This window comes from Azospirillum endophyticum (genome assembly GCF_016595245.1).
GTDB lineage: Bacteria > Pseudomonadota > Alphaproteobacteria > Azospirillales > Azospirillaceae > Azospirillum > Azospirillum endophyticum.
In genome coordinates this window covers 171,407-193,252 of the sequence record NZ_JAENHM010000084.1, presented here as the reverse complement: position 1 = coordinate 193,252, position 21,846 = coordinate 171,407, and the positions used below count along the sequence as shown (strand labels likewise).

The window sequence follows — 21,846 nt, the reverse complement described above, 5'->3', positions numbered from 1 at the left end:
TTGCGATGACTGCAGCGATGGCTGCGGCCCTGCTGTTCGGCACGGCGCCGGCCCAGGCCGCCGATGTCCTGAAGATCGGAATCTCGGCCGGCCTGACCGGCTACGCCGCCACCGTCGACCGTGCCTGGCGCGACGGGGTGCAACTCGCCGCCGACGCCCTGAACGCCAAGGGCGGCGTGATGGGGCGGAAGGTCGAGGTGGTGGTCGAGGACAACCGCTCCGAACCGCAGGAGGCGGTGACCGCCTATCGCAAGATGATCTCCTCCGACGGGGTCGACGTCTTCATCAGTGGCTGCGTTTCGGCCGGCAATTTCGCCGCCGCCGGCATGGTGGCGCGGGCCGAGAAGCCGATGATGCTGTGCTCCATCCTGCCGCAGCAGGCCTCCCAGGTGAAATGGGCCTTCACCACCTTGCCGCCGGCCGGATTCGAGGTGGAGAAGCGGTTCGAGTACCTGCGCGACAAGACGCAGATCCGCAAGGTCGGCGTCCTGCACGATCCGACACCCTATGCGCTGCTGCAGAAATCCGTCGCCGAGAAGATCGCGGGCAAATACGGGCTGGAGGTGGCCGGCGTCGAATCCTACAAGCAGGATGACGCCGACCTCAGCGTCCAGCTCACCAAGCTCCAGTCGGCCGGTGCCGGTGCGGTCATCAAGATCGGGCTGGGCGGCACCACTTTGACCGCCGCCAAGAACATGAAGCAGCTGGGCTCCTCCATGCTGCTGATGACCAGCCTGGAGGATCTGGCCGTCTTCAAGCCGGTGTCCGAGGTGCTGGGCGACCGGTTCCTGTTCGTCGCCTCGCCGTCGCAGGTGTTCGACGCGCTGCCGGAAAGCGCGACCAGGACGGAAATCTCCAAGTTTCTCGAACCGTGGCGCGCCAAGTACGGCGATCGCGATCCCAACTGGGCGTCGCGCGGCTGGGATGGGGTGATGCTGACCGTGGCCGCCATCGAGGCGGGCAAGTCGGCCGCCGGTCCGTCCATGCGTGACCGGATCGAGACGATCACCGGCTTCCAGGGCACCACCGGCATCTACAACTTCACGCCCGAAAACCATCAGGGCATCACCGCGAACCCCTTCGTCCTGGCGACCATCGCCGACGACCGGGTGAAGATCGTCCAATGACGGCGGCCTTCCGCTCACCCGCGGTGTCTCCCGTTGCGGTTCCCGGTCCGTCGGCATCCGGTCCGGCCGCTCCGGTCCTGGCGGCAAAAGGGCTCAGCGCCCGCTACGGCCAAGTCCAGGCGCTGGCGCCGCTCGATTTCGAGGTTGGGTCCGGCGAGCTGGTGGCGGTGCTCGGCCCCAACGGGGCGGGGAAGTCCACCCTGCTGCGGGCCATCCTCGGGCTGGTCGCCACCGGTGGCGAAGTCAGTTTCCAGGGCACGGTGCTGCCCCGCCGCAATCCGGCGGCGGTGGCATCGAGGGGGGTGGTGCTGGTGCCGGAAGGGCGCGGCATCTTCGGGCCGATGACGGTGGCCGAGAATCTCGAACTCGGCGCCTGGAGCCTCGGCGGCGGACGGCGGAGCCGGGTGGCGCAGGAGCGCCGCCTGTCCTGGGTTTTCGAGCTGTTTCCGCGCCTGAAGGAGCGGCTTGGCCAAACCGCCGGATCGATGTCCGGCGGCGAGCAGCAGATGCTGGCGATTGGCCGCGCCCTGATGGCCGACCCGAAGATCCTGCTGCTCGACGAACCGTCGCTCGGCCTCGCCCCGCGGGTGACCGAGGAGATCCTGGAGACGCTGGGCGTCCTCAACCGCTCCGGCCTGCCCGTGGTGCTGGTGGAACAGCGCGCGCCCTCGGCGCTGAAGCTGGCGAACCGCGCCTATCTGCTGTCGCTCGGCCGGCTCGCCGCCGTCCTCGACCCCCGCGAGGTCCAATCGCATGACCAGCTCGCCCAATATTATTTCGCGTAAGGGCCCGGATTTGCGCAGGGTCTTCCCGGTGCCGGCCCAGCCGGCGCCGCGCAACCGGCTCGCCGCCGCGGCCCCCTGGTTGGTCGCCGCCTGCATCGTCGGCTACGCGCTGTTCGCCGGCGGCTATCCGGCCACCGTCGTCGGCTTCGCGCTGATCTATGCCATCTTCGTGTCGGGCTTGAACATCTTCATGGGGCTGACCGCCCAGGTCTCCTTCGGCCAGAGCGCCTTCGCGGCGGTCGGCGGCTACGCCTCGGCGATCCTGACGACCCAGTATGACTGGGGCTGGCTCCCCGCCATGGTCGCCGGCATCGCCGCCGCGCTGGCGGCGGCCTTCGCCATCGGCTATCCGACCCTGCGCCTGAAGGGCCATTACCTGTCGATGGCGACGCTCGCCATCGGGCTGATCGCGCATGAGATCGCGGTGGAATGGGAAAGCGTCACGATGGGCTATCTCGGCATCTCCGGAATCCCGCCCATCGACATCGCCGGCTATGAGCTGGCGGGCGACCGCGCGATCCTGATCATGCTCAGCCTCTGCGTCGCCGCCACGGTGTTCGCCGTTTCGCGCATCCGCAGCTCCCGCCTGGGCCGCGCCTTCGCCGGCCTTGCCGGCAGCGAGGATGCCGCCCGTGCGCTCGGCATCGACGTCGCGCGCTACAAGCTGGTCTCCTTCCTGCTGGCCGCCTCCTTCGCCTCCTTTTCCGGTTCGCTGTTCGTCCATGTGGTCGGCTATGTCAGCCCGGAAGTGTTCAGCCTGCACATGGTGATCCTGTCCTTCACCATGCTGTATGTCGGCGGCATCGGCACGGTCGCGGGACCGGTGATCGGTGCGCTGGTCGTCAGCGCCCTGCCGGAGACCTTCCGCGCCTTCCGCGACTACCAGGACCTGGCTTACGGCACCGCGCTGATCCTGCTGCTGATCTTCGCCCCGCGGGGACTGGCGGGCCTCTTCGCCGCCCTCGACCGGAAGCCTTCCTCCGACCGTGGGAAAGGGGGGACGGCGCCATGACCGCCTGTCTGGACGTCCGCGACGCCACCCGCAGCTTCGGCGGCCTCGTCGCGGTGAACGCGGTCAGTTTTCAGGTGATGCCGCGCAGCGTCACCGCGGTGATCGGACCGAACGGAGCCGGCAAGACCACCCTGTTCAACCTGATCTCCGGCGCCATCGCCCCCAGTTCCGGCCGGATCCTGTTCGAAGGCACCGACATCACCCGGGAGGCGCCCGAAGCCAAGGCGGCGCGCGGCCTGATCCGCACCTTCCAGCTGGTGAAGCTGTTCGCCGACCTCAGCGCGGTGGAGAACGTGAAGGTCGGCTTCCATCTGCGCAGCCGGGGCGGGCTGCTGGCGGCCCTGCTGCGCCCGCGCCGGGTCCGCGGGATGGAGGCGGCGATCGAGCGGCGCGCCCGCGAACTGCTGGACCTCGTCGGGCTGGGCGCCGCCGCCGATCTTCCGGCCTCGGCCCTCAGCTATGGACAGGGCCGGCTGCTGGAGGTCGCCCGCGCGCTGGCCGCCGAACCGAAGCTGCTGATGCTGGACGAGCCGGCGGCCGGGCTGAACGCCGACGAGACGGCGCGGCTGTCCTCCCTGATCCGTCGCATCGCGGAGGGGGGCACGGCGGTTCTCCTGATCGAGCACGACATGCATCTGGTGATGAACACCGCCGACGACGTGGTGGTGGTCGATTTCGGCAAGAAGATCGCCCAGGGCGCGCCCGACCGCATCCGCCAGGATCCGGCCGTCATCGCCGCCTATCTCGGCTGACCGGGGAGGAGACCCATGGACGCGACGCTCATCGGCCAGAGTCTGGTCAGCGGCCTCGGCATCGGCTGTGTCTACGGCCTGATCGGGATCGGCTTCTGCGTGATCTACAACGCCAGCGGCATCGTGAATTTCGCCCAGGGCGCCTTCGTGATGCTGGGCGGCATGATCACCCACGTGCTGCTGGTGCGCGGCGAGCTGCCCTACGGCCTCGCCATCCTGCTGGCGGTGCTGATCGTGGCACTGCTCGGCGTGGCGGTCGAACGGCTGGTGGTGCGCCCGCTGTGGAACCGCAATGCGCCGATGTTCGTGATGATCCTGGCGACGCTGGCCGCCCAGATCGTCATCGAGCGCCTGACCTACCTGGCGATCGACGACCAGCCCAAGACCCTGCCGGTCTTCACCGACCTGCCGCCGGTCATGCTGCGCGGCATCGCCGTCAACATGCAGTCGCTGTGGATCGTCGCCGGCTCGCTCGCCATCGTGGCGGCGCTGGCGCTGTTCTTCAAGACCACGCGCACCGGCAAGGCGATGCGGGCCTGCGCCATCAACCGCGAGGCGGCGGCCCTGCAGGGCATCCCGGTCCATTCGATGCTGGCGCTGGCCTTCGCGCTCAGCGCCGGGTTGGGCGCGGTTGCCGGCATCATGCTGACGCCGACGCAGTACACCGCCTTCGACATCGGCGTGCCCTTCGCCATCTCCGGCTTCATCGCCGCCATCATCGGCGGCTTCGGCCGGCCCTTCGGCGCCTTCCTCGGCGGGCTGATGCTGGGCGTGACGCAGGCCGGCGCCATCCTGGCCTTCGGGGCGGGGATGAAGACCATCGTCGCCCTGTCGATCCTGCTGCTTTTCCTGTTCGTCCGCCCGTCCGGCATCCTCGGCCCGGCCAAGTGACACTCCCACGGAATTTGGAGACATCCGACATGACGCTTCCCAACGTCGACTGGAACGCGCTGCCCTGGACCCCGGTGCGGCCGGGCGTCGACCGCAAAGTCTTCACCGGTGAGGGCGCCACGCTGGCGCTGCACCGCCTGATGCCCGGCCATGAGCCGCGCCCGCACAGCCATGTGCACGAGCAGATCGTCCTCATCCTTGCCGGCACCATCCGCTTCCACGTCGGCGGCGAGGAGCATCTGGTCGGTCCCAACGGCCTGCTTGCCATCCCGCCCAACGCCGAGCATTGGGGCGAGGTCGTCGGCGACGAGCCGGTGCTGAACCTGGACATCTTCACTCCGAAACGGCCAGAATATTTGTAAGCCCAGCGGAAGGTGCGCCGGAATGCGCCGCCCGATTGAAGGGGCCAGTCCAACAGGGGAACAGTGCCGGTGAATCTCTTCTCGCTTCTCGATCAGGCGGCGGCCCGCCATCCCGACCGCGGGGCGGTGTTCCGCGGGACCGAAGCGGTCCACAGCTTCGCGGGCTTGCGCTCGCGGGCCTTGCGCCTCGCCGCCGGGCTCCGCGCCGCCGGAGAACCGGGCGACCGGATCGCCATCGCCACCGAGAATGTGCCGGAATATGTCGAGCTGTTCTTCGGCGTCTGGGCCGCCGGCATGGCGGCGACGCCGGTGAACGCCAAGCTGCATGCCCGGGAACTTGTCCAGATCCTGGAGGATTCCGGTGCCTCCACCGTCTTCGTCTCGCCCAAGCTTGCCAGCGGGCTGGAGGAGACGCTGGTCGGCTCGCCGGCGGCATCCTGCCGCCGCATCGTTATCGGCGGGGCCGATTACGCCGCGCTGGCGGCGGGAGATGAGTGGACTGGCCCGATCGATCCCGACCCGCAGGCGTTGGGCTGGCTGTTCTACACCAGCGGCACCACCGGGCGGTCAAAGGGGGCGATGCTGTCCCACCGCAACCTGCTGGCCATGACCATCGCCCATCTCGCTGACGTCGAGACGGTGGACGAGGAGTGCAGCCTGCTGCACGCGGCGCCGATGTCGCACGGTTCCGGCCTCTACATGGCGGCCTATGTCGGCCGTGGCGCCCGCCAGGTGGTTCCGGCATCGTCCGCTTTCGAGCCGGCGGAATTCCTCGACCTCTGCGACCATCATCCTGGTTGCGGCGCCTTCCTGGCTCCGACCATGGTCCAGAGGCTGCGGCTGGAGGCCGAGCGCACCGGCCGCCGGCCGGCCAACCTGCGCAGCGTCGTCTATGGCGGCGGCCCGATGTATGTCGAGGAGCTGCGCCGGTCGCTCGCCGCCTTCGGGCCGGTCTTCGTCCAGATCTACGGCCAGGGCGAGGCGCCGATGACCATCACCTGCCTGCGCCGGCGCGATCATGCCGACGACGAGGCGGTGCTGGGCTCGGTCGGCTTCGCCCGCAGCGGGGTCGAGGTGGCGGTGGTGGATGCCGGCGGCCGGCCGTTGCCTCAGGGCGAGGTGGGGGAGATCGTCTGCCGCGGCGACGTGGTGATGGCGGGCTATTGGAACAATGCCGGGGCGACGGCCGACGTGCTGCGCGGCGGCTGGCTGTTCACCGGGGACATGGGCTCCTTCGATGCCCGCGGCTACCTGACGCTGCGCGACCGGTCGAAGGACGTGATCATCAGCGGCGGCACCAACGTCTACCCGCGTGAGGTGGAGGAGGTCCTGCTGCGCCACCCGGACGTCGCCGAGGTCTGCGTCACCGGCCAGCCCGACCCGGAATGGGGCGAGATCGTCGTCGCCTTCATCGTCGCCGAAGCCGGCCGCGACACTTCCCCCGCTAGCCTCGACGATCACTGCAACGCCAACATCGCCCGCTTCAAGCGGCCCAAGCGCTACCTGTTCGTCGACGGGCTGCCCAAGAACAACTATGGCAAGGTGCTGAAGCGCGAACTGCGCGAGCGTCTGGTTGCCGGTGCGTAGGACAGCAATGGAGAGGCCCATGGCAACCGCCATCGTCGGTTGGGCGCACACGCCCTTCGCCCGACACGAGACCGAAAGCCTGGAAAGCCTGATCGTGACGGTGGCGCGCGGAGCGCTCGAACATGCCGGCATCGGGGCGGCCGAGGTGGACGAGATCGTCCTCGGCCATTTCAACGCCGGGTTCTCGGAGCAGGATTTCACCGCGTCCCTGGTGCTGCAGGCCGACGACGCGTTCCGCTTCACCCCGGCGACGCGGGTGGAGAATGCCTGCGCCACCGGCTCCGCCGCCATCCACCAGGGCATCCGCGCGATCGAGGCCGGCAAGGCGCGCATCGTGCTGGTGGTGGGGGCCGAGCATATGACCGGCGTCCCAGCCCCCGATGTCGGGCGAAACCTGTTGCGGGCGTCCTATCTTCGGGAGGAAGGCGGGATCGAGGCGGGCTTCGCCGGCGTCTTCGGCCAGATCGCCGGAGCCTATTTCCAGAAATACGGCGACCAGTCGGACGCGCTGGCCCGGATCGCCGCCAAGAACCACCGCAACGGCGCCAGCAACCCGCTGGCGCAGATGCGCAAGGATTTGGGTTACGAGTTCTGCCGGCGGGAGAGCGAGAAGAACCCCGTCGTCGCCGGACCGCTGAAGCGGACCGACTGTTCGCTGGTGTCCGACGGTGCCGCCGCCCTGGTGCTGGCCGACGTCGAGACGGCGCTGCGCCTGCGGCGTGCGGTGCTGTTCCGCGGCACCGCCCATGTGCAGGATTTTCTGCCGCTGGCCAGGCGCGACATCCTGAAGATGGAAGGCTGCGCACGGGCCTGGAACGCGGCGCTGTCAGCTGCCGGCATCGGCCTGTCCGACCTGTCCTTCGTCGAGACGCACGATTGCTTCACCATCGCCGAGCTGATGGAGTACGAGGCGATGGGCCTGACGCCGGAGGGCCGCGGCGTCCAGGCGATCGAGGAGGGTTGGACTGAGATCGGCGGCCGGCTGCCGGTGAACGCGTCGGGCGGTCTGAAGGCGAAAGGCCACCCCATCGGCGCGACCGGGGTGTCGATGCATGTGCTGTCGGCCATGCAGCTGTGCGGCGAGATGCCAGCGCCGATCCAGGTGCGGGACGCGGCATTGGGCGGCGTCTTCAACATGGGCGGCACGGCGGTCGCCAACTATGCCAGCGTGCTGGAGCGCATCCGCTGACATCCGGCCACCCTTGGCATCAAGCGGCCGTGCTGTGATCACAGTGCCTGCCGCACCCCGGTACGGCCTTCAGCAGGTCGGCGGCGAGGTCGTAATCGGCGACCTGGAAGATCGGCACTTTCTCATCCTTCATGCCGGCCGGATGGCGCCCGAGATGCCGTCGGCGATCTACAGCATCGTGCGTTTAATTTGAAACGCACGATGCTGTAGGCTTTGATTGACGATCGGCTTCACGCTTCAAATCGATTCCGATTTTACGCGATCCGATCTACGGCTCCGGCGCCACGATCTTGCCGGTCCGGCCGACCCCGCAACCGCTCGGCACGAAGCCCGCCTTTCAGGCCGGCAGCAGGATGGTGAAGCGGGCTCCGGCTCCGGCGCTGCTGTCGACCGTCAGCGTGCCGCCCGCGCGGTCGACGAGTGTGTAGCTGATCGACAGGCCGAGCCCGGTGCCGTGCTGCGGCTTGGTGGTGAAGAAGGCGTCGAAGACGCGGTCCTTATGTTCGGGCGGGATGCCGATGCCGGTGTCCTCCACCTCGATCGCCACGGCCGGCATGCCGTCGACCTCGCGGTCGGTGCTGCGGATGGACAGGGTGCCGCCGTCGGGCATGGCGTGGATGGCGTTGACGAACAGGTTGATCAACACCTGCTGCAGGTCGGTGCGATTCATTCGTACCCGGCCGGTGGCGCGGTCGCTGCGGAGGACGGCGACGGACGCGCGGTTGACCAGATGCCGGACCAGCAGCAGGCTGTCGGCGATGACCTCCGCCGGGCCGGCCGGTTCCGCGGTTTCGGCGAATTCCGCCGGCTTGGCGAATTGCAGGAGCTTGTTCACCAGCAGCATGATGCGGTGGACCTGCTGGTCGATCAGCCGGAATTCGGTGGCGACGGCATCGGCCGCCGGGCCGATCGTCTCGCGGGCAATGTCCAGGTTGCCCTGGATGACGGCGATCGGGTTGTTGATCTCGTGGGCGATGCCGGCGGTGATCTCGCCGATGGCCGCCAGCTTTTCCGACATCACCAGGCGCTGCTGGGCCTGCTTCAGCCGGATGTTCGCGGCTTCCAGCTCCCGTGTCCGCTCGCTCACCCGGCGATCCAGCTCCTCCGCCCACAGGCGCAGCTCGCGGTCGCGCTCCTCCAGCCGGTCCAGCAGGACGTCGAGATGGCGGGCGACCCGCCCGATCTCGTCGGAGCGCTCCACCGGTCCGGTGCGGGCGCCGAGGTTGCCGCCCTCCACCGCAGCGATGGTGCGGTCCATCTGCTCCAGCGGCCGGAAGATGCCGCGGACCCAGCGCAGGAAGATCGGAACCGTCACCAACGCCGCGATGGTGAAGGCCGCCAGCACGGCGACCAGCGCCGCGTATTTGATCGCCTGGAAGGGAGCCTGGAGAAAGCCGACATAAAGCATGCCGACCCGCCGGTTGTGGCTGTCGACGATCGGTTCGTAGGCGGAGATGTACCAGTCGTTGACCACGAAGGCGCTGTCCCGCCAGACTTGGCCGTCGTCCAGCACCGCGCGGCGGACCGCCGCCGAAACCCGCGTGCCCAGCGCCCGTTTTCCGGCGAACAGGCGCACGTTGGTGCTGATGCGCACGTCGTCCAGGAACAGCGTCGCGGTGCCCTGGCTGCCGTCGGGCAGGGTGGCCGGCTTGTAGACGAGGTCGTTGATGGTGTCGATGAAGTCGAGGTTCTGGTTCAGCAGCCTGCCGCCGACCAGCGCACCCGTGCGGCCGTCCGGCAGCCGGACCGGGGTGGCCGACTGGATGACCATGCCGCGGGTCTCGATGGTCCGGTCGGTCGGCACCGCCGCCGGGGTCGGCACCAGTTCGATGCGGGCGCGCTCCGCCGCGTCGGGGGCCAGCCGCGCGAGCTGCTCTCCGTTCATCACGTCGATGGCGGTGGTGGCGCGGCCGGCCAGGGCTGAGCGGATCACCGGCCATTCGGCGGCGGCCTCCGCGGCGATCCCCGCTGTACCCGGCTCCTGCGGCGTCACCAGCCGGAGGAAATCGAGCGACAGGCCGTTGCGCCGGGATTCCAGGAAGGCCGCGATCTCGCCGTCGTTCCCGCCGGCGAGCATCCGTTCGAAACCGGCGCTATCGCCCAGCGCGTGCAGCGACTCGCCGCTACTCTCCATCAGCCGGTCGAGATACTGGCGGGCGATGGTCAGGTCGCCGTTGACCTTGATGGTCAGCAGCCGGTCGAACTGGGTCGACCACCAGATGGCGACGAAGACCAGCAGCGCCGGCAGCACGATGGCCGTCGGCATCAGGGCGATGGCGAGCAGGCGGAAACGGACCGACGGCCCCTTCGAGGCGGGGGGCTGGGGTACGGTGCCGGACATGCCGGTCAGACGTTCCAGGCCGCGCATTTGCGGTCCAGCGTCTTGCGCGAGACGCCGAGACGCCGCGCCGCCTCCGCCCGGTTGCCGGCGGCGGCCTCCAGCACGGCCAGGATGTGGCTCTTCTCCACCGCTTCGAGCGAAGCCGGTGCCGAATCCGGGGCCGTCAGCGGGTCCGCCCGGCCGGTCACCACGTCGCTGGGGAAGGTGCCGAGGATCAGCGAGCGCTCGATGACGTTGCGCAGCTCGCGGGCGTTGCCGGGCCAGTCGTAGGCCTGGAGGTCGGCCAGCACGCCCGGGGTGAGATCGAGCGGCGCGACGCCGAGCCCGGCCGAGATGTCGGCCATGAACAGCCGGGCCAGCGGTTCGACATCCTCCGCCCGGTCGCGCAGCGGCGGCAGATGGATGCTCATCACGTTCAGCCGGTAATAGAGATCCTGGCGGAAGCGGCCGGCCGCGACGGCGGCGGCGAGGTCGGCGTTGGTGGCGGCGATCAGCCGCACGTCCACGGCCGCCTCGCGTTCCGATCCCACCGGGCGCACCCGCTTGTCCTCGATGACACGCAGCAGCTTCGACTGCATGGCGGGCGCCAATTCGCCGATCTCGTCCAGGAACAGGGTGCCGCCCTGGGCGTAGAAGAACAGCCCCTCCCGCGAGGAGGCGGCGCCGGTGAAGGCGCCCTTCAGGTGGCCGAACAGCTCGCTTTCGATGATCTCCGGCGGGATCGCGGCGCAGTTGACCGGGACGAAGGGCTTGTCGGCCCGCGGCGAGCGGGTGTGGAGTGCCCGCGCCGTCACCTCCTTGCCGGTGCCGGATTCGCCGGTGATCAGCACCGTCGTCGGCAGGGGGGCCACCCGGTCGATGATCGCCCGGGCCTGGCGGATGCCGGTGGAGGTTCCGACCAGCGTCCCTGGCTCCTGCCGGAGACTGGCATGCCCGGTGAGCTGGCGCTTGAGGACGAAGTTCTCGCGCTGGAGCCGGGCGCGGTCGAGCGCGCGGCCGACGGCGTTGAGGATCTGGTTGGACCGGAACGGCTTCAGCACGAAATCGGAGGCACCGGCCCGCAAGGCCCGGATCGCGGTATCGAGATCGGCGAAGGCGGTGATCAGGATCACCTCGCCGAAGAAGCCGGTGTTGCGGAGATGCTGAAGCCAGTCGATACCGGAACGGCCGGCCATGATGTTGTCGAGGACGATCAGGTCGAAATGGCTGCCGTCCAGCATCCGGGACGCCGCCGCGGTGTCCTCCGCCTCGGCCACCCGCTTGCAGCGCGGCGCCAGCGCGCGGACCAGGAAATTGCGCATTCCCGGCTCGTCGTCGACGACCAGCACGGTCGCCTCCGCCATCCAGGGGCTGAAGGACTGGCCCGGTTCCCGTTCGGTCACGCCGTCCGCCGCGATCGGTTCGGGCGGTTCGGACGCGGGGTCCTGGGTGGAACGGGACGGGGCGTTGGTCATGGAGAGCTGTCTTCCGTTCCGGCCGGGGGCTGCCGCGATCCGGTCCGAACCCGGTGTCCGGTGCCGCGCGCCCATGATCGTGGACGCACGAACATGGCCCCACGATCATGGGTCGATCGCCGCCGCGCGGCAACAGTCGCGTCGCCGGATCGCTCCGACGACGCGAAGCCGTCAGTGGAACAGTGCCACCGCCTTCTGCAGGGTGATCCATACCCCCCAGGCCAGCGGGATGCCGACCGCGGCCCAGGCGAAGGCCACCAGGGCGGGCGGGGTCGTCCGCAGCGAGGCGACCTTCCCGGCCGCCTGCGGCAGCGGCATGGCACCGTCCTTGCCCTCTTCGACGAAGTCCTCGAAATCGGCATGGACCTCGCTTTCGCGGCGGGCGACGGCGGCGGCGCTGGTTCCCTGCTTGCGCGCGACCTCCTCGTCGGACATGTGGTGGCGTTCGGCGACCGGGCGGACCAGCAGGTTGCACAGGAAGCCGGCGACCAGGAGGCCGGCCAGGATGTACATGGTCTGGTCGTAGGCGGCGGAGCGGGGAATGCCGGCGGCGATCTGGTATTCGCGCAGGTAGTTGACCAACACCGGCCCCAGCACGCCGGCGGTCGCCCAGGCGGTCAGCAGCCGGCCATGGATGGCGCCGACCATGTGGGTGCCGAACATGTCGGCGAGATAGGCGGGAACGGTGGAGAAGCCGCCGCCGTACATCGACAGGATGATGCAGAAGAACAGCACGAACAGCGCCACGCTGCCCGAATGGGCCGCCCAGGGCGCCGCGGCATAGAGGGCGAAGCCGAGGACGAAGAAGACCGCATAGGTCATCTTGCGGCCGATGCGGTCGGAGAAGGAGGCCCAGGCGAAGCGGCCGCCGATGTTGCACAGGCTGAGCAGCCCGGTGAAGCCGGCGGCGATGGCCGCGATCTGGCCCTTCTGTGCCGCGGTCAGCTCGGAAAAGCCGGCGGCGACGCCGATCAGCTGGCCGCCGAACATCTCCTGCAACATGGGAGAGGCCATGCCGATGACGCCGATGCCGGCCGACACGTTCAAGCACAGGGCGCCCCAGATCAGCCAGAACTGCGGCGTCTTCCAGGCGACGTCGAGATGGACGTGGCGGTGGGTGACCATGCGGTTGGCTGCGGCGGCCGGCGCGGTCCAGCCGGCCGGCTTCCAGCCTTCGCGCGGAACGCGGTAGCTCAGCGCGCCCGCCACCATGAAGACGAAATAGATGGCGGCCATCGCCAGGAAGGTCTCCCAGACGCCGACCGAGGTCGGCGAGGCGAACCTCCTCATCAGCAGGTCGGCCAGCGGCGCGCCGATCATGGCGCCGCCGCCGAACCCCATGATCGCCATGCCGGTCGCCATGCCGCGGCGGTCGGGGAACCATTTGATCAGGGTCGACACCGGCGAGATGTAGCCCAGCCCGAGCCCGATGCCGCCGATCACGCCCGATCCCAGCCACAGCATCCAGATCTGGTGGAGGTAGACGCCGGCGGCCGAGACCACCAGCCCGCCGCACCAGCAGGCGGCGGAAACCAGACCGGCCTTGCGCGGGCCGGCATGCTCCAGCCAGCCGCCCCAGATGGCGGCCGACGAGCCCAGCAGCACGAAGAACAGCGTGTACATCCAGCCGAGCATGCTGATCTGCCAGTCGCAGCCGGTGGCGAATAGGGACTGGACGAAGCCCATGTCGGCCGGGCAGGCGAGCGGTTCGGTGATGCCGACGGCGCGCGACAGCGGCAGCCAGAACACCGAGAAGCCGTAGGCCATGCCGATGCAGAGATGGATCGCCAGCGCCGCCGGCGGCACCAACCACCGGTTGAAGCCGATGCCGACCACCGTGCGCTCACGGCTTAGGAAATGCGGGTGCGGATATGCGGGAACGGACATGCTTCCTCCGGCGTCGTTCTTATGCGTGGGTGTCGGGACCGCCGGGGCGGTCCCGCGCCGGGGGGCCTTTCAGCAAAAGCGATGCCATGATCGGTTGGCCATACGGATCAACGGGTCGATCGAGGCCGGCTGGACAGAATGTCCATTTCGTCGCCGCTGAGGAAATGCGGGAGGGACAAATTGTCCATCAGGCGATGTGTTTGGGGGATGAGGCGGCTGGATGGGAGATGGTGCCGCGGGAGCCGGCAGGCCTGTCGGCCGGCGACGATCGCGCGTGGCATGGAGGACCATCGGCATTCGGACGGCGCCGAATACCCCTATCGGTTCGTCAGCATCGACCGGCTTCTCGCCGACTTCGTCGCAGCCATCCGGCAATGGAGGACCGAGCATGATCGAACGTGACATCCGCGTCGATGCCGACGCACTGGATCAGGCGGCCGCGGAGGTCGCCGCCGCGTGGAAGGCCGCCGAAACCGGCCACCCCGCCGTTCCGACCGACCGGCTCTATTTCGCGAGTTGGGAGGCCTTGTGCGCTGTCCTGACGCCGAAGCGTTACGAGTTGCTGCGTCATCTTCGGCAGGCGCCGGCTGAGGGCATCCGGGCGCTTGCGCGGGATCTTGGGCGCGATGTCAAGCGTGTCCACCAGGACGTCACCGCACTCCGGGAACTGGGGCTGATCGAGCGTGGTGCCGACGGCCGCCTCACGATACCCGTCGACGAGATCGCCTTGTCGATCCGCTTCGCCGCCTGACCCTCGTCCGGACGAGGTGGGGCGGAGCCGTCCGCGTCACCGCAGCCCGATCGCCCGGTCGCGGGCGCTGAGGATGTGGGTGCTGATCGCGGCCTTGGCCTGGTCGGGATCGCGGGCCAGGGTGGCATGGATGATGGCCAGATGCTCGCGCATCGTCGGCGCCAGTACGGCGGTGTTCAGCTTGGTCTTCGACTGCTTGATCAGCCGGATCTTGATCTGGTTGACCCGGTAGGCATCGGAGATGATGGCGTTGCCCAGCGTGTCGATGATCGTCAGGTGCAGGGCCCAGTCGATGTCCTGGGCCTCCTTCAGCAGGTCGGGCGGAATTCCGCCGCCTGCACCGTCGGCCTCCGCCTCGGTACAGGCGGCGACGATGCGCTCATGGTCGTCGAGCAGCGCGCGGATCGTCGCTTCCGGCGCCTCCTGGGCGAAGACCGCCACCGCCTCGCGCTCCAGGAACAGGCGGAACTGGAAGGCGTCGCGGATCAGGTTGAGGTCGACATGCGCGACCTGCATGCCGCGCTGAGGCACGGTCTTCACCAGCCCCTCGGCCTCCAGGCGGGGGATCAGCTCGCGGATCGCCCCCAGCGGCAGTTCGGTCAACTCGACCAGCTCGCGCTGCGAGATGAACTGCCCGGGGCGGATCTCGTCCGCCAGCAGCCGCCGGGTGAAGCTTTCGTAAGCCCGGCTGCGCAGGTTGACCGTCTCGCGGTCGCGTTTGGCGGAGGTCGTCATCCGTTTGCTGTCCCGTCAGGAGGGCTCCGTCAGGCGGCCTTTTCCGCGAAGACCCGGTCGAAGAGGTGGCCGAGCGCCGTGGTGTCCGCCGGAGACATAGGCAGCAAAGGCGCCCTCACCGTCAACCACGCGCTGTCGCCGGTGGCGTGCGACACCAGCGCCTTCACCGCCGGGGTGACCGGATGGAGCAGCACCGCATCCACCAGCTCGACCAGCGCCGCATCGTCGCGGCCCTGATGGACGACGCTGCGCAGCCGGCCCGGCACCAGGTTGGCCATGCCGGAGATGGCGCCCTGGCCGCCGTCGCGCACCGCCTGGGCCAGCACCCGCTCGTCGCCGATCAGCACGGCGAGGTCGTGGCGGTGGGCGGCGAGAAGCTGCTGGCTGTAATTCCAGTCGCCTGCCGAATCCTTGACCGCGGTGATCGCCTGCGGGAAGGCGGCCTTCAGCCGGCCGATCAGCGCGATCGACAGCGGGACCGCGGTGACGGACGGGATGTGGTAGAGGATGATGTCGCGCGCCCGGTCGCCGAGCTTGGCGATCAGGCTGGAGAACCAGGCGAACAACCCGTCGTCCGACACGCCCTTGAAGTAGAAGGGCGGAGCGACGAGCAGCGCCCGCGCCCCGGCGTCGAGCAGTTGGTTGGCTTGGTCGAGCGCGTCGTGCAGCGACGCGGCGATGACGCCGCCGACCACATGGCTGCGGAAGTCGATGCCGGCCCCCTTCAGCGCGCCGATCATCTGGTCGCGCGCCACTTGGCCCAGCAGCGGCCCCTCGCCGGTGGTGCCGAACAGGGTGACCGAGTCGCAGCCGTTGGCGAGGCACCAGGCGGCGTGCCGGGTCAGGCGGGCCAGATCCACGCTGCCGTCCTCATGGAACGGGGTGGTCAGCGCGCAGGACAGGCCGAAGCGGCCAGTGGATTGAATCACTTTGCATTTCTCCCTGGGGATCGGCCGGGAACCGGCCGGAGTCCGACCTCGCGGCCGATGTGTTCCGACTAACATGTTACTAGGATGTTTTTCGATTGCAAGAGGTGCGCGCGGGATTTATACGTTGACCCAGCAATCAAATCGGTGGCGGCGCGGATCCGCGTCGCTCAGAGTGTGCATCCTGTGCCGGTCCGATCCGGGCGCCCGCACCGATCGCGGTCCCGACGACACAAAGGCCAGGCGAAAACGGGGAGGAGTGCATCTTGACGTCGAACGGAATGTCTTTGTCGCGCCGCCAGCTTCTGGCGGCGGGTGCCGCGGTCGGCGCCCTGGGCCTGAGCGGGATCGGCCTTCCGGCCTTCGCCCAGACCGGTGGTGCCAACTCCGGTGGGGTCAACTGGCGCAAATATGCGGGCACCAAGATCGAGGTGAACCTGATCAAGAGCCCGCGCGGCGACACGCTGACCAAATACCAGAAGGAATTCGAGGAGCTGACCGGCATCACCGTGGTGTCGGAACAGACCCCCGAACAGCAGCAGCGCCAGAAGGCGGTGATCGAGCTGACCTCCGGCCGGCCGAGCTTCGACGTCGTGCACATCAGCTACCATGTCCAGAAGCGCCAGTTCGAGAAGGGCAAATGGCTGGCCGACCTGACGCCCTTCATCAAGGATCCGGCATTGACCGATGCCGGCTTCCTCGACGATTTCTCCGAAGCCGGGGTCACCTTCGCCCGCAATCCCGACGGCGGGATCGGCGCCTTGCCCTTCTCGGTCGATTACTGGATCGTCTATTGGAACAAGGACCTCTTCGCGAAGAAGAACCTGTCCTTCCCCAAGACCTTCGACGAGATGGTGGCCGCCGCCGCTGCGCTGACCGACCCGGCGAGCCAGACCTACGGCTTCGTCGCCCGCGGCATGAAGAACGCCAACACCCCGGTGTGGACCAGCCTGCTGCTCGGCTATGACCAGTACAGCGTCGACGCCAACCGCAACCTGCTGACCGACACGCCGGAAGCCATCGAGGCGGCCAAGCTCTACCAGACGCTGATGACCAAGTCGGCGCCGCCGGGCGTCACCGGCTTCAACTGGGCGGAATGCCAGTCGGCCTTCCTCCAGGGCCGCGTCGGCATGTGGTTCGACGGCGTCGGCTTCGCCCCGCCGCTGGAGGATCCGGAAAAGTCGCGCGTCGTCGGCAAGGTCGGCTACGGCCTGATGCCCAAGGGGCCGAAGGCGCACGCCGCCGCCACCACCGGCGACGGCATCGGCGTCACCGCGGCGTCGAAGAACAAGGAGGCGGCCTATCTCTACTGCCAGTGGGCGACCGGCAAGCTGATGGGCGCCCGCCTTCTGCAGGCCGGGGCCGGCGTGCCGTTCCGCAACTCCGTCCTGTCGGACGCCGAGGTGCGCAAGGGGGTGAAGATGCCGGCCGCCTGGGTCGACGCCGTGGTCGAATCGGCGAAGATCAGCCGCCTCGCCCTGCCGGTCATCATCCCGGTCACCGAGTTCCGCGACGTGCTGGGCGGGGCGCTGACCAACATGATCTCCGGCAGCGATCCCGCCGCGGAACTGAAGCGCGCCACCGCCGACTTCAAGCCGATTCTCGAGCGCAGCGAGAAAGCGTGAGCATCCTGGCCTCCTCGGACCGCGTGGCCGGCGCCGCTTCCGTCGGCAGGACGAAGCGGCTGCGGCCTTCCTACTGGCCCTTCGTCGTGCCGGCGCTGGTCGTCGTCGTCGGGGTCATCGTCTTCCCTTGGGTCTTCACCCTGTGGATGAGCGCCATGGAGTGGCGCGTCGGCGAGGAGCAGCGCTTCGTCGGCCTGCAGAACTACGTCCGTCTGGCGACCGACCTGCGGTTCCTGGAGGCGCTGGGCCACACGCTGGTCTACACCGCGCTATCGGTGGTGGCGCCGCTGGTGCTCGGCACGGCGGCGGCGCTGGCCTTCAACACCAAGCTGCCGGCCCGCGGCCTGCTGCGCGGCATCTTCGTCATGCCGATGATGGCCACCCCGGTCGCCATCGCCCTGGTGTGGACGATGATGTTCCACCCGCAGCTCGGCGTGCTGAACTACCTGCTGTCGCAGATCGGCATCGGGCCGCTGCAATGGGTCTATCACCCGAGCACGGTGATCCTGTCGTTGGTGCTGGTTGAGACCTGGCAGTGGACGCCGCTGGTGATGCTGATCGTGCTGGGCGGGCTGGCGTCGCTGCCGACCGAGCCCTACGAGAGCGCGCAGATCGACGGCGCCACCGCCTGGCAGCGCTTCCGCTACCTGACCCTGCCGATGATCAAGCCCTTCCTGATGGTGGCGGTCATCATCCGCAGCATCGACGCGCTGAAGAGCTTCGACATCCTCTACACCATCACCCAGGGCGGGCCGGGCACGGCGTCGGAGACGATCAACCTGTATCTCTACAGCGTCGCCTTCACCTATTACGACATCGGCTACGGCTCGGCCATCGCGGTGGTGTTCTTCGTGCTGATCATCCTGCTGTCGCTGGTGCTGCTGCACCTGCGCCAGCGCAGCGCCTGGAATTCGGGAGACGGGAAATGAGCCGGCCGCTGAGAAAGCTCCTGGACAAGGCCGGCATGGCCGTCTGCGTCCTGCTGCTGGTGTCGCCGGCGCTGCTGTTCTTCCTGTGGATGCTGTCGCTGTCGCTGAAGTTCGAGATCGACAACGGCGCCTACCCGCCGATCCTGATCCCCGACCGCTTCGCCTGGAAGAACTACACGACGATCTTCGAGGGCAACAGCTTCCTGCTCTATTTCTGGAACAGCCTGATCGTCACCGGCGCCGCCACCCTGTTCGCGCTGCTGGTCGGCGTGCCGGCCGGCTACGGCATCGCCCGGATGCGGGCGCACAAGTCGGCGGTGGTCATCATGATCGCCCGCATGACGCCGGGCCTGTCCTTCCTGATTCCGCTGTTCCTGCTGTTCCAGTGGCTGGGGCTGCTCGGCACGCTGTGGCCGCAGATCATCATCCATCTGGTCGTCACCGTGCCCATCGTGATCTGGATCATGATCGGCTATTTCGAGACGACGCCGATGGAGCTGGAGGAGGCGGCGATGGTCGACGGCGCCACGCGCTGGCAGATCTTCGCCAAGGTGGCGCTGCCGATCGCCAAGCCCGGCATCGTCGTCGCCTTCATCCTGTCGGTGATCTTCTCCTGGAACAACTTCGTCTTCGGCATCGTGCTGGCCAGCCGCGAGACGCGGACCCTGCCGGTCGCCGTCTACAACATGCTGTCCTTCGAGCAGGTGAGCTGGGGACCGCTGGCCGCCGCCGCCCTGGTGGTGACGCTGCCGGTGCTGATCCTGACCGTGGCCGCCCAGCGCCAGATCGTGGCCGGCCTGACCGCCGGCGCCGTCAAGGGCGGCTGATCCTTTTCAAGAGAGAGACGACCCCATGGCCTCCGTCAGCATTCGGAACGTCCGCAAATCCTACGGTCCGGTCGAGATCATCAAGGGCGTGTCCATCGACATCCAGGACGGCGAGTTCGTCATCCTGGTCGGCCCGTCCGGCTGCGGCAAATCCACCCTGCTGCGCATGATCGCCGGGCTGGAGGAGATCAGCGGCGGCACCGTCGCCATCGACGACCGCGTCGTCAACGACGTGCCGCCGAAGGACCGCGACATCGCGATGGTGTTCCAGAACTACGCGCTCTACCCGCACATGACCATCGCCGACAACATGAGCTTCGCCCTGCGGCTGAAGAACACCGCCAAGAGCGAGATCGCCGCCAAGGTGGAGCGCGCGGCCGGCATCCTCGGCCTCGGGCCCTTGCTCGGCCGCTTCCCGCGCCAGCTCTCCGGCGGCCAGCGCCAGCGCGTCGCGATGGGCCGCGCCATCGTCCGCGACCCCAAGGTCTTCCTGTTCGACGAGCCGCTGTCCAACCTCGACGCCAAGCTGCGCGTGCAGATGCGCACCGAGATCAAGGAGATGCACCAGCGGCTGAAGACCACCACCGTCTACGTCACCCACGACCAGATCGAAGCGATGACGATGGCCGACAAGATCGTGGTGATGCATGACGGCATCATCGAGCAGATCGGCGCGCCGCTCGACCTCTACGACAACCCGGCCAACATGTTCGTCGCCGGCTTCATCGGCTCGCCGGCGATGAACTTCATTCCCGGCAGCATCGGCGGCGACGGCTTCACCACCGAGGACGGCTCCCGCCTGCCGCTGGGCGGGCGCGTGCCGGCGGCCTCCGACGGGCGCCCCGCCGTCTATGGCGTGCGGCCCGAGCATTTCCGCCTTGCCGACGAAGGGCTGGCCGCCGAGGTGGTGGTGGTGGAGCCGACCGGATCGGAGACCCAGATGGTTCTGCGTCCATTGGGGGTGAAAGCCGGGCGGGAGGATCGCAAGCGTGAGCTGACCTGGGTGCTGCGCGAGCGGACCGGCGCCCGGCCGGGCGAGGTGGTGCGGATCGCCCCCGATCCGGCGCTGGCCCATCTGTTCAACCCCGACACCGGGCTGCGCCTGTGATGACGCTGCCGACCAGATTGCCGACCAGAACGTTGGGCCGCACCGGCATCGCCGTTTCGGAGATCGGCTTCGGTGCCGCGCCGCTGGGCGACCTGTACGGCCGTCTCGACGAGGCCACCGCCGTCGGTGCCGCGGTCGCAGCGCTGTCGGCGGGCGTCACGCTGCTCGACACCTCGCCGCTCTACGGCCATGGGCTGGCGGAGGCGCGCTGCGGTGCCGCCCTGCGTCAGGCCGGGCGTGACGGCGTCGTGCTGTGCAGCAAGGTCGGGCGCTGGATGGACCCGACGCAGGGACGGGGGGACGGGTCGGGCTATGCCGGCGGTTTTCCGCACCGCGCGGTGATCGACTATTCCTATGACGGGACGCTGCGGTCGGTGGAGCAGTCGCTGCTGCGGCTGGGCACCGACCGCATCGACGTGCTGCTGATCCATGACGTCGATGTCTGGACCCATGGCGCCGACCGCATCGAGGCGCGCTTCGCCGAGGCGATGGAGGGTGCCTACCGGGCGCTTGACCGGCTGCGCGCCGACGGCACGGTCAAGGCCATCGGCGTCGGCGTCAACGAGGCGGAGATGTGCGTCCGTTTCGCCCAGGCCGGCGATTTCGACGCCATGCTGCTGGCCGGGCGCTATTCCCTGCTGGAGCAGCCGGCACTGGACGAATTCCTGCCGCTGGCCCAGGTCAAGGGCATCGGCGTGATGCTGGGCGGCGTGTTCAATTCCGGCATCCTCGCCAGCGGCGCGGTTCCCGGCGCCAAGTACAATTACGGCCCGGCCCCGGCCCATATCCTGGAGCGGGTCGGGCGGATCGAAACGGTCTGCCGCGCCCATGGCGTCCCGCTCGCCACCGCGGCTTTGCGTTTTGCTCTGGGACATCCGGCGGTGTCGTCGGTGGTGCTGGGGGCGGTATCGGCCGACGAAGTGCGCCGCAACCTCGACGCCATGGCGGCGGCGGTGCCGGCCGCGCTGTGGGCCGACCTGAAGGGGGCAGGCCTGCTGGCGGCGGGTGTGCCGGTGCCGCAATGACCGCGATCCTGACCCTGATCATTCGCCTGGAAGGACAAGCGCCATGCTGAAAGGGCTCGACCCGCTTCTGTCTGCCGATCTGCTGTGGGTGCTGGCCGCCATGGGCCATGGTGACGATCTGGCGCTGGTCGACGCCAATCACCCGGCGGAGACCATCGCCCGCGCCACTGTTTCCGGCCGGCTGATCGTCCTGCCGGGGGTGACGATGGCGCGCGCCGCCCGCGGCATCCTGAGCGTGTTTCCGCTTGACGGATTCGTGCCCGACCCGGTACGCCGGATGGAGGTGGTGGGCGATCCCGCCGCATTGCCCGTCGTCCAGCGTGAGGTGCAGGCCGTGATCGACCATGCCGACGACCGGCCGCTGCCGCTTCAGGGAATCGAGCGCTTCGCCTTCTATGAAGCGGCCCGCCGCGCCTTCGCCGTCGTGCAGGTCGGCGACCCGCGCCCCTATGGCTGCTTCCTGCTGCGCAAGGGCGTCATCGCCGCCGAGCCGACCGACTGAGCCGGCTGCCTTGAGCTGGCCGACTGGGCCG

General features: G+C 68.7%; 20 protein-coding genes. 15 read left to right on the top strand and 5 right to left on the bottom strand.

Annotation, left to right across the window (positions count from 1 at the left end; genetic code table 11):
* The first annotated feature begins 5 nt into the window (after positions 1-5).
* The 8 genes from JHL17_RS33625 to JHL17_RS33590 all read left to right on the top strand — a co-directional run bounded on the left by JHL17_RS33625 (position 6) and on the right by JHL17_RS33590 (position 7,705).
* Positions 6-1,127: an ABC transporter substrate-binding protein gene (locus JHL17_RS33625; protein ID WP_200198996.1), complete on the top strand. Its 1,122-nt coding sequence runs from the start codon at positions 6-8 to the stop codon at positions 1,125-1,127.
* On the top strand, positions 1,124-1,912 hold the full coding sequence (locus tag JHL17_RS33620) for an ABC transporter ATP-binding protein (protein WP_200198995.1): 789 nt from the start codon (positions 1,124-1,126) through the stop codon (positions 1,910-1,912). Before JHL17_RS33625 ends, JHL17_RS33620 begins: the two co-directional genes overlap by 4 nt.
* Positions 1,881-2,924, top strand: a complete 1,044-nt coding sequence (locus JHL17_RS33615) for a branched-chain amino acid ABC transporter permease (RefSeq protein ID WP_200198994.1) — start codon at positions 1,881-1,883, stop codon at positions 2,922-2,924. Before JHL17_RS33620 ends, JHL17_RS33615 begins: the two co-directional genes overlap by 32 nt.
* Positions 2,921-3,676, top strand: a complete 756-nt coding sequence (locus JHL17_RS33610) for an ABC transporter ATP-binding protein (RefSeq protein ID WP_200198993.1) — start codon at positions 2,921-2,923, stop codon at positions 3,674-3,676. The genes JHL17_RS33615 and JHL17_RS33610 overlap by 4 nt, the downstream gene beginning before the upstream one ends.
* 15 nt (positions 3,677-3,691) lie before the next feature.
* On the top strand, positions 3,692-4,567 hold the full coding sequence (locus JHL17_RS33605) for a branched-chain amino acid ABC transporter permease (RefSeq protein ID WP_200198992.1): 876 nt from the start codon (positions 3,692-3,694) through the stop codon (positions 4,565-4,567).
* A 29-nt stretch (positions 4,568-4,596) separates the two neighbouring features.
* Positions 4,597-4,929, top strand: coding sequence for a cupin domain-containing protein (locus tag JHL17_RS33600; protein ID WP_200198991.1), 333 nt, complete (start codon positions 4,597-4,599; stop codon positions 4,927-4,929).
* 69 nt (positions 4,930-4,998) lie between these two features.
* Positions 4,999-6,516 carry an AMP-binding protein gene (locus JHL17_RS33595; protein WP_200198990.1) on the top strand — a complete coding sequence of 506 codons (1,518 nt, stop codon included), beginning with the start codon at positions 4,999-5,001 and terminating at the stop codon, positions 6,514-6,516.
* Positions 6,517-6,535: 19 nt separating this feature from the next.
* Positions 6,536-7,705 (top strand): acetyl-CoA acetyltransferase, encoded by a 1,170-nt coding sequence (locus JHL17_RS33590; protein WP_200198989.1) that lies wholly within the window; start codon positions 6,536-6,538, stop codon positions 7,703-7,705.
* Between the two features lie 337 nt (positions 7,706-8,042).
* Here JHL17_RS33590 and JHL17_RS33585 read toward each other — a convergent pair whose 3' ends face one another.
* The 3 genes from JHL17_RS33585 to JHL17_RS33575 all read right to left on the bottom strand — a co-directional run bounded on the left by JHL17_RS33585 (position 8,043) and on the right by JHL17_RS33575 (position 13,387).
* A complete protein-coding gene (locus JHL17_RS33585; protein WP_247894004.1) occupies positions 8,043-10,073 on the bottom strand; it encodes a sensor histidine kinase in 2,031 nt (676 codons plus the stop codon).
* On the bottom strand, positions 10,052-11,500 hold the full coding sequence (locus JHL17_RS33580) for a sigma-54-dependent transcriptional regulator (protein ID WP_200198988.1): 1,449 nt from the start codon (positions 11,498-11,500) through the stop codon (positions 10,052-10,054). The genes JHL17_RS33585 and JHL17_RS33580 overlap by 22 nt, the downstream gene beginning before the upstream one ends.
* A 171-nt stretch (positions 11,501-11,671) precedes the next feature.
* On the bottom strand, positions 11,672-13,387 hold the full coding sequence (locus tag JHL17_RS33575) for an OFA family MFS transporter (protein WP_200198987.1): 1,716 nt from the start codon (positions 13,385-13,387) through the stop codon (positions 11,672-11,674).
* Between the two features lie 388 nt (positions 13,388-13,775).
* Here JHL17_RS33575 and JHL17_RS33570 point away from each other — a divergent pair, with 388 nt between their 5' ends.
* Positions 13,776-14,138, top strand: coding sequence for an HVO_A0114 family putative DNA-binding protein (locus JHL17_RS33570; protein WP_200198986.1), 363 nt, complete (start codon positions 13,776-13,778; stop codon positions 14,136-14,138).
* Positions 14,139-14,174: 36 nt separating this feature from the next.
* On the opposite strand, the gene JHL17_RS33565 is transcribed toward JHL17_RS33570, so the two are convergent.
* On the bottom strand, positions 14,175-14,873 hold the full coding sequence (locus JHL17_RS33565; RefSeq protein ID WP_200198985.1) for a GntR family transcriptional regulator: 699 nt from the start codon (positions 14,871-14,873) through the stop codon (positions 14,175-14,177).
* A gap of 29 nt (positions 14,874-14,902) precedes the next feature.
* Positions 14,903-15,802: a dihydrodipicolinate synthase family protein gene (locus JHL17_RS33560; RefSeq protein ID WP_345773930.1), complete on the bottom strand. Its 900-nt coding sequence runs from the start codon at positions 15,800-15,802 to the stop codon at positions 14,903-14,905.
* Positions 15,803-16,065: 263 nt separating this feature from the next.
* Between JHL17_RS33560 and JHL17_RS33555 the strand changes: the two genes are divergently transcribed.
* Genes JHL17_RS33555 through JHL17_RS33530 form a run of 6 tightly spaced genes read left to right on the top strand, consistent with a single transcriptional unit; the run spans position 16,066 to position 21,815 of the window.
* Complete coding sequence (locus tag JHL17_RS33555) at positions 16,066-17,424, top strand: ABC transporter substrate-binding protein (RefSeq protein ID WP_247894003.1); 1,359 nt, start codon at positions 16,066-16,068, stop codon at positions 17,422-17,424.
* The gene (locus tag JHL17_RS33550; protein WP_200198983.1) at positions 17,421-18,353 is read left to right on the top strand and encodes an ABC transporter permease subunit; all 933 of its coding nucleotides are present in this window, start codon (positions 17,421-17,423) and stop codon (positions 18,351-18,353) included. Before JHL17_RS33555 ends, JHL17_RS33550 begins: the two co-directional genes overlap by 4 nt.
* Complete coding sequence (locus JHL17_RS33545) at positions 18,350-19,180, top strand: carbohydrate ABC transporter permease (protein WP_200198982.1); 831 nt, start codon at positions 18,350-18,352, stop codon at positions 19,178-19,180. The genes JHL17_RS33550 and JHL17_RS33545 overlap by 4 nt, the downstream gene beginning before the upstream one ends.
* Positions 19,181-19,205: 25 nt before the next feature.
* The gene (locus JHL17_RS33540) at positions 19,206-20,288 is read left to right on the top strand and encodes an ABC transporter ATP-binding protein (protein WP_200198981.1); all 1,083 of its coding nucleotides are present in this window, start codon (positions 19,206-19,208) and stop codon (positions 20,286-20,288) included.
* Complete coding sequence (locus JHL17_RS33535) at positions 20,288-21,313, top strand: aldo/keto reductase (protein WP_200198980.1); 1,026 nt, start codon at positions 20,288-20,290, stop codon at positions 21,311-21,313. The genes JHL17_RS33540 and JHL17_RS33535 overlap by 1 nt, the downstream gene beginning before the upstream one ends.
* A gap of 43 nt (positions 21,314-21,356) precedes the next feature.
* The gene (locus tag JHL17_RS33530) at positions 21,357-21,815 is read left to right on the top strand and encodes an RbsD/FucU family protein (protein ID WP_200198979.1); all 459 of its coding nucleotides are present in this window, start codon (positions 21,357-21,359) and stop codon (positions 21,813-21,815) included.
* The last annotated feature ends 31 nt before the right edge of the window (positions 21,816-21,846 follow it).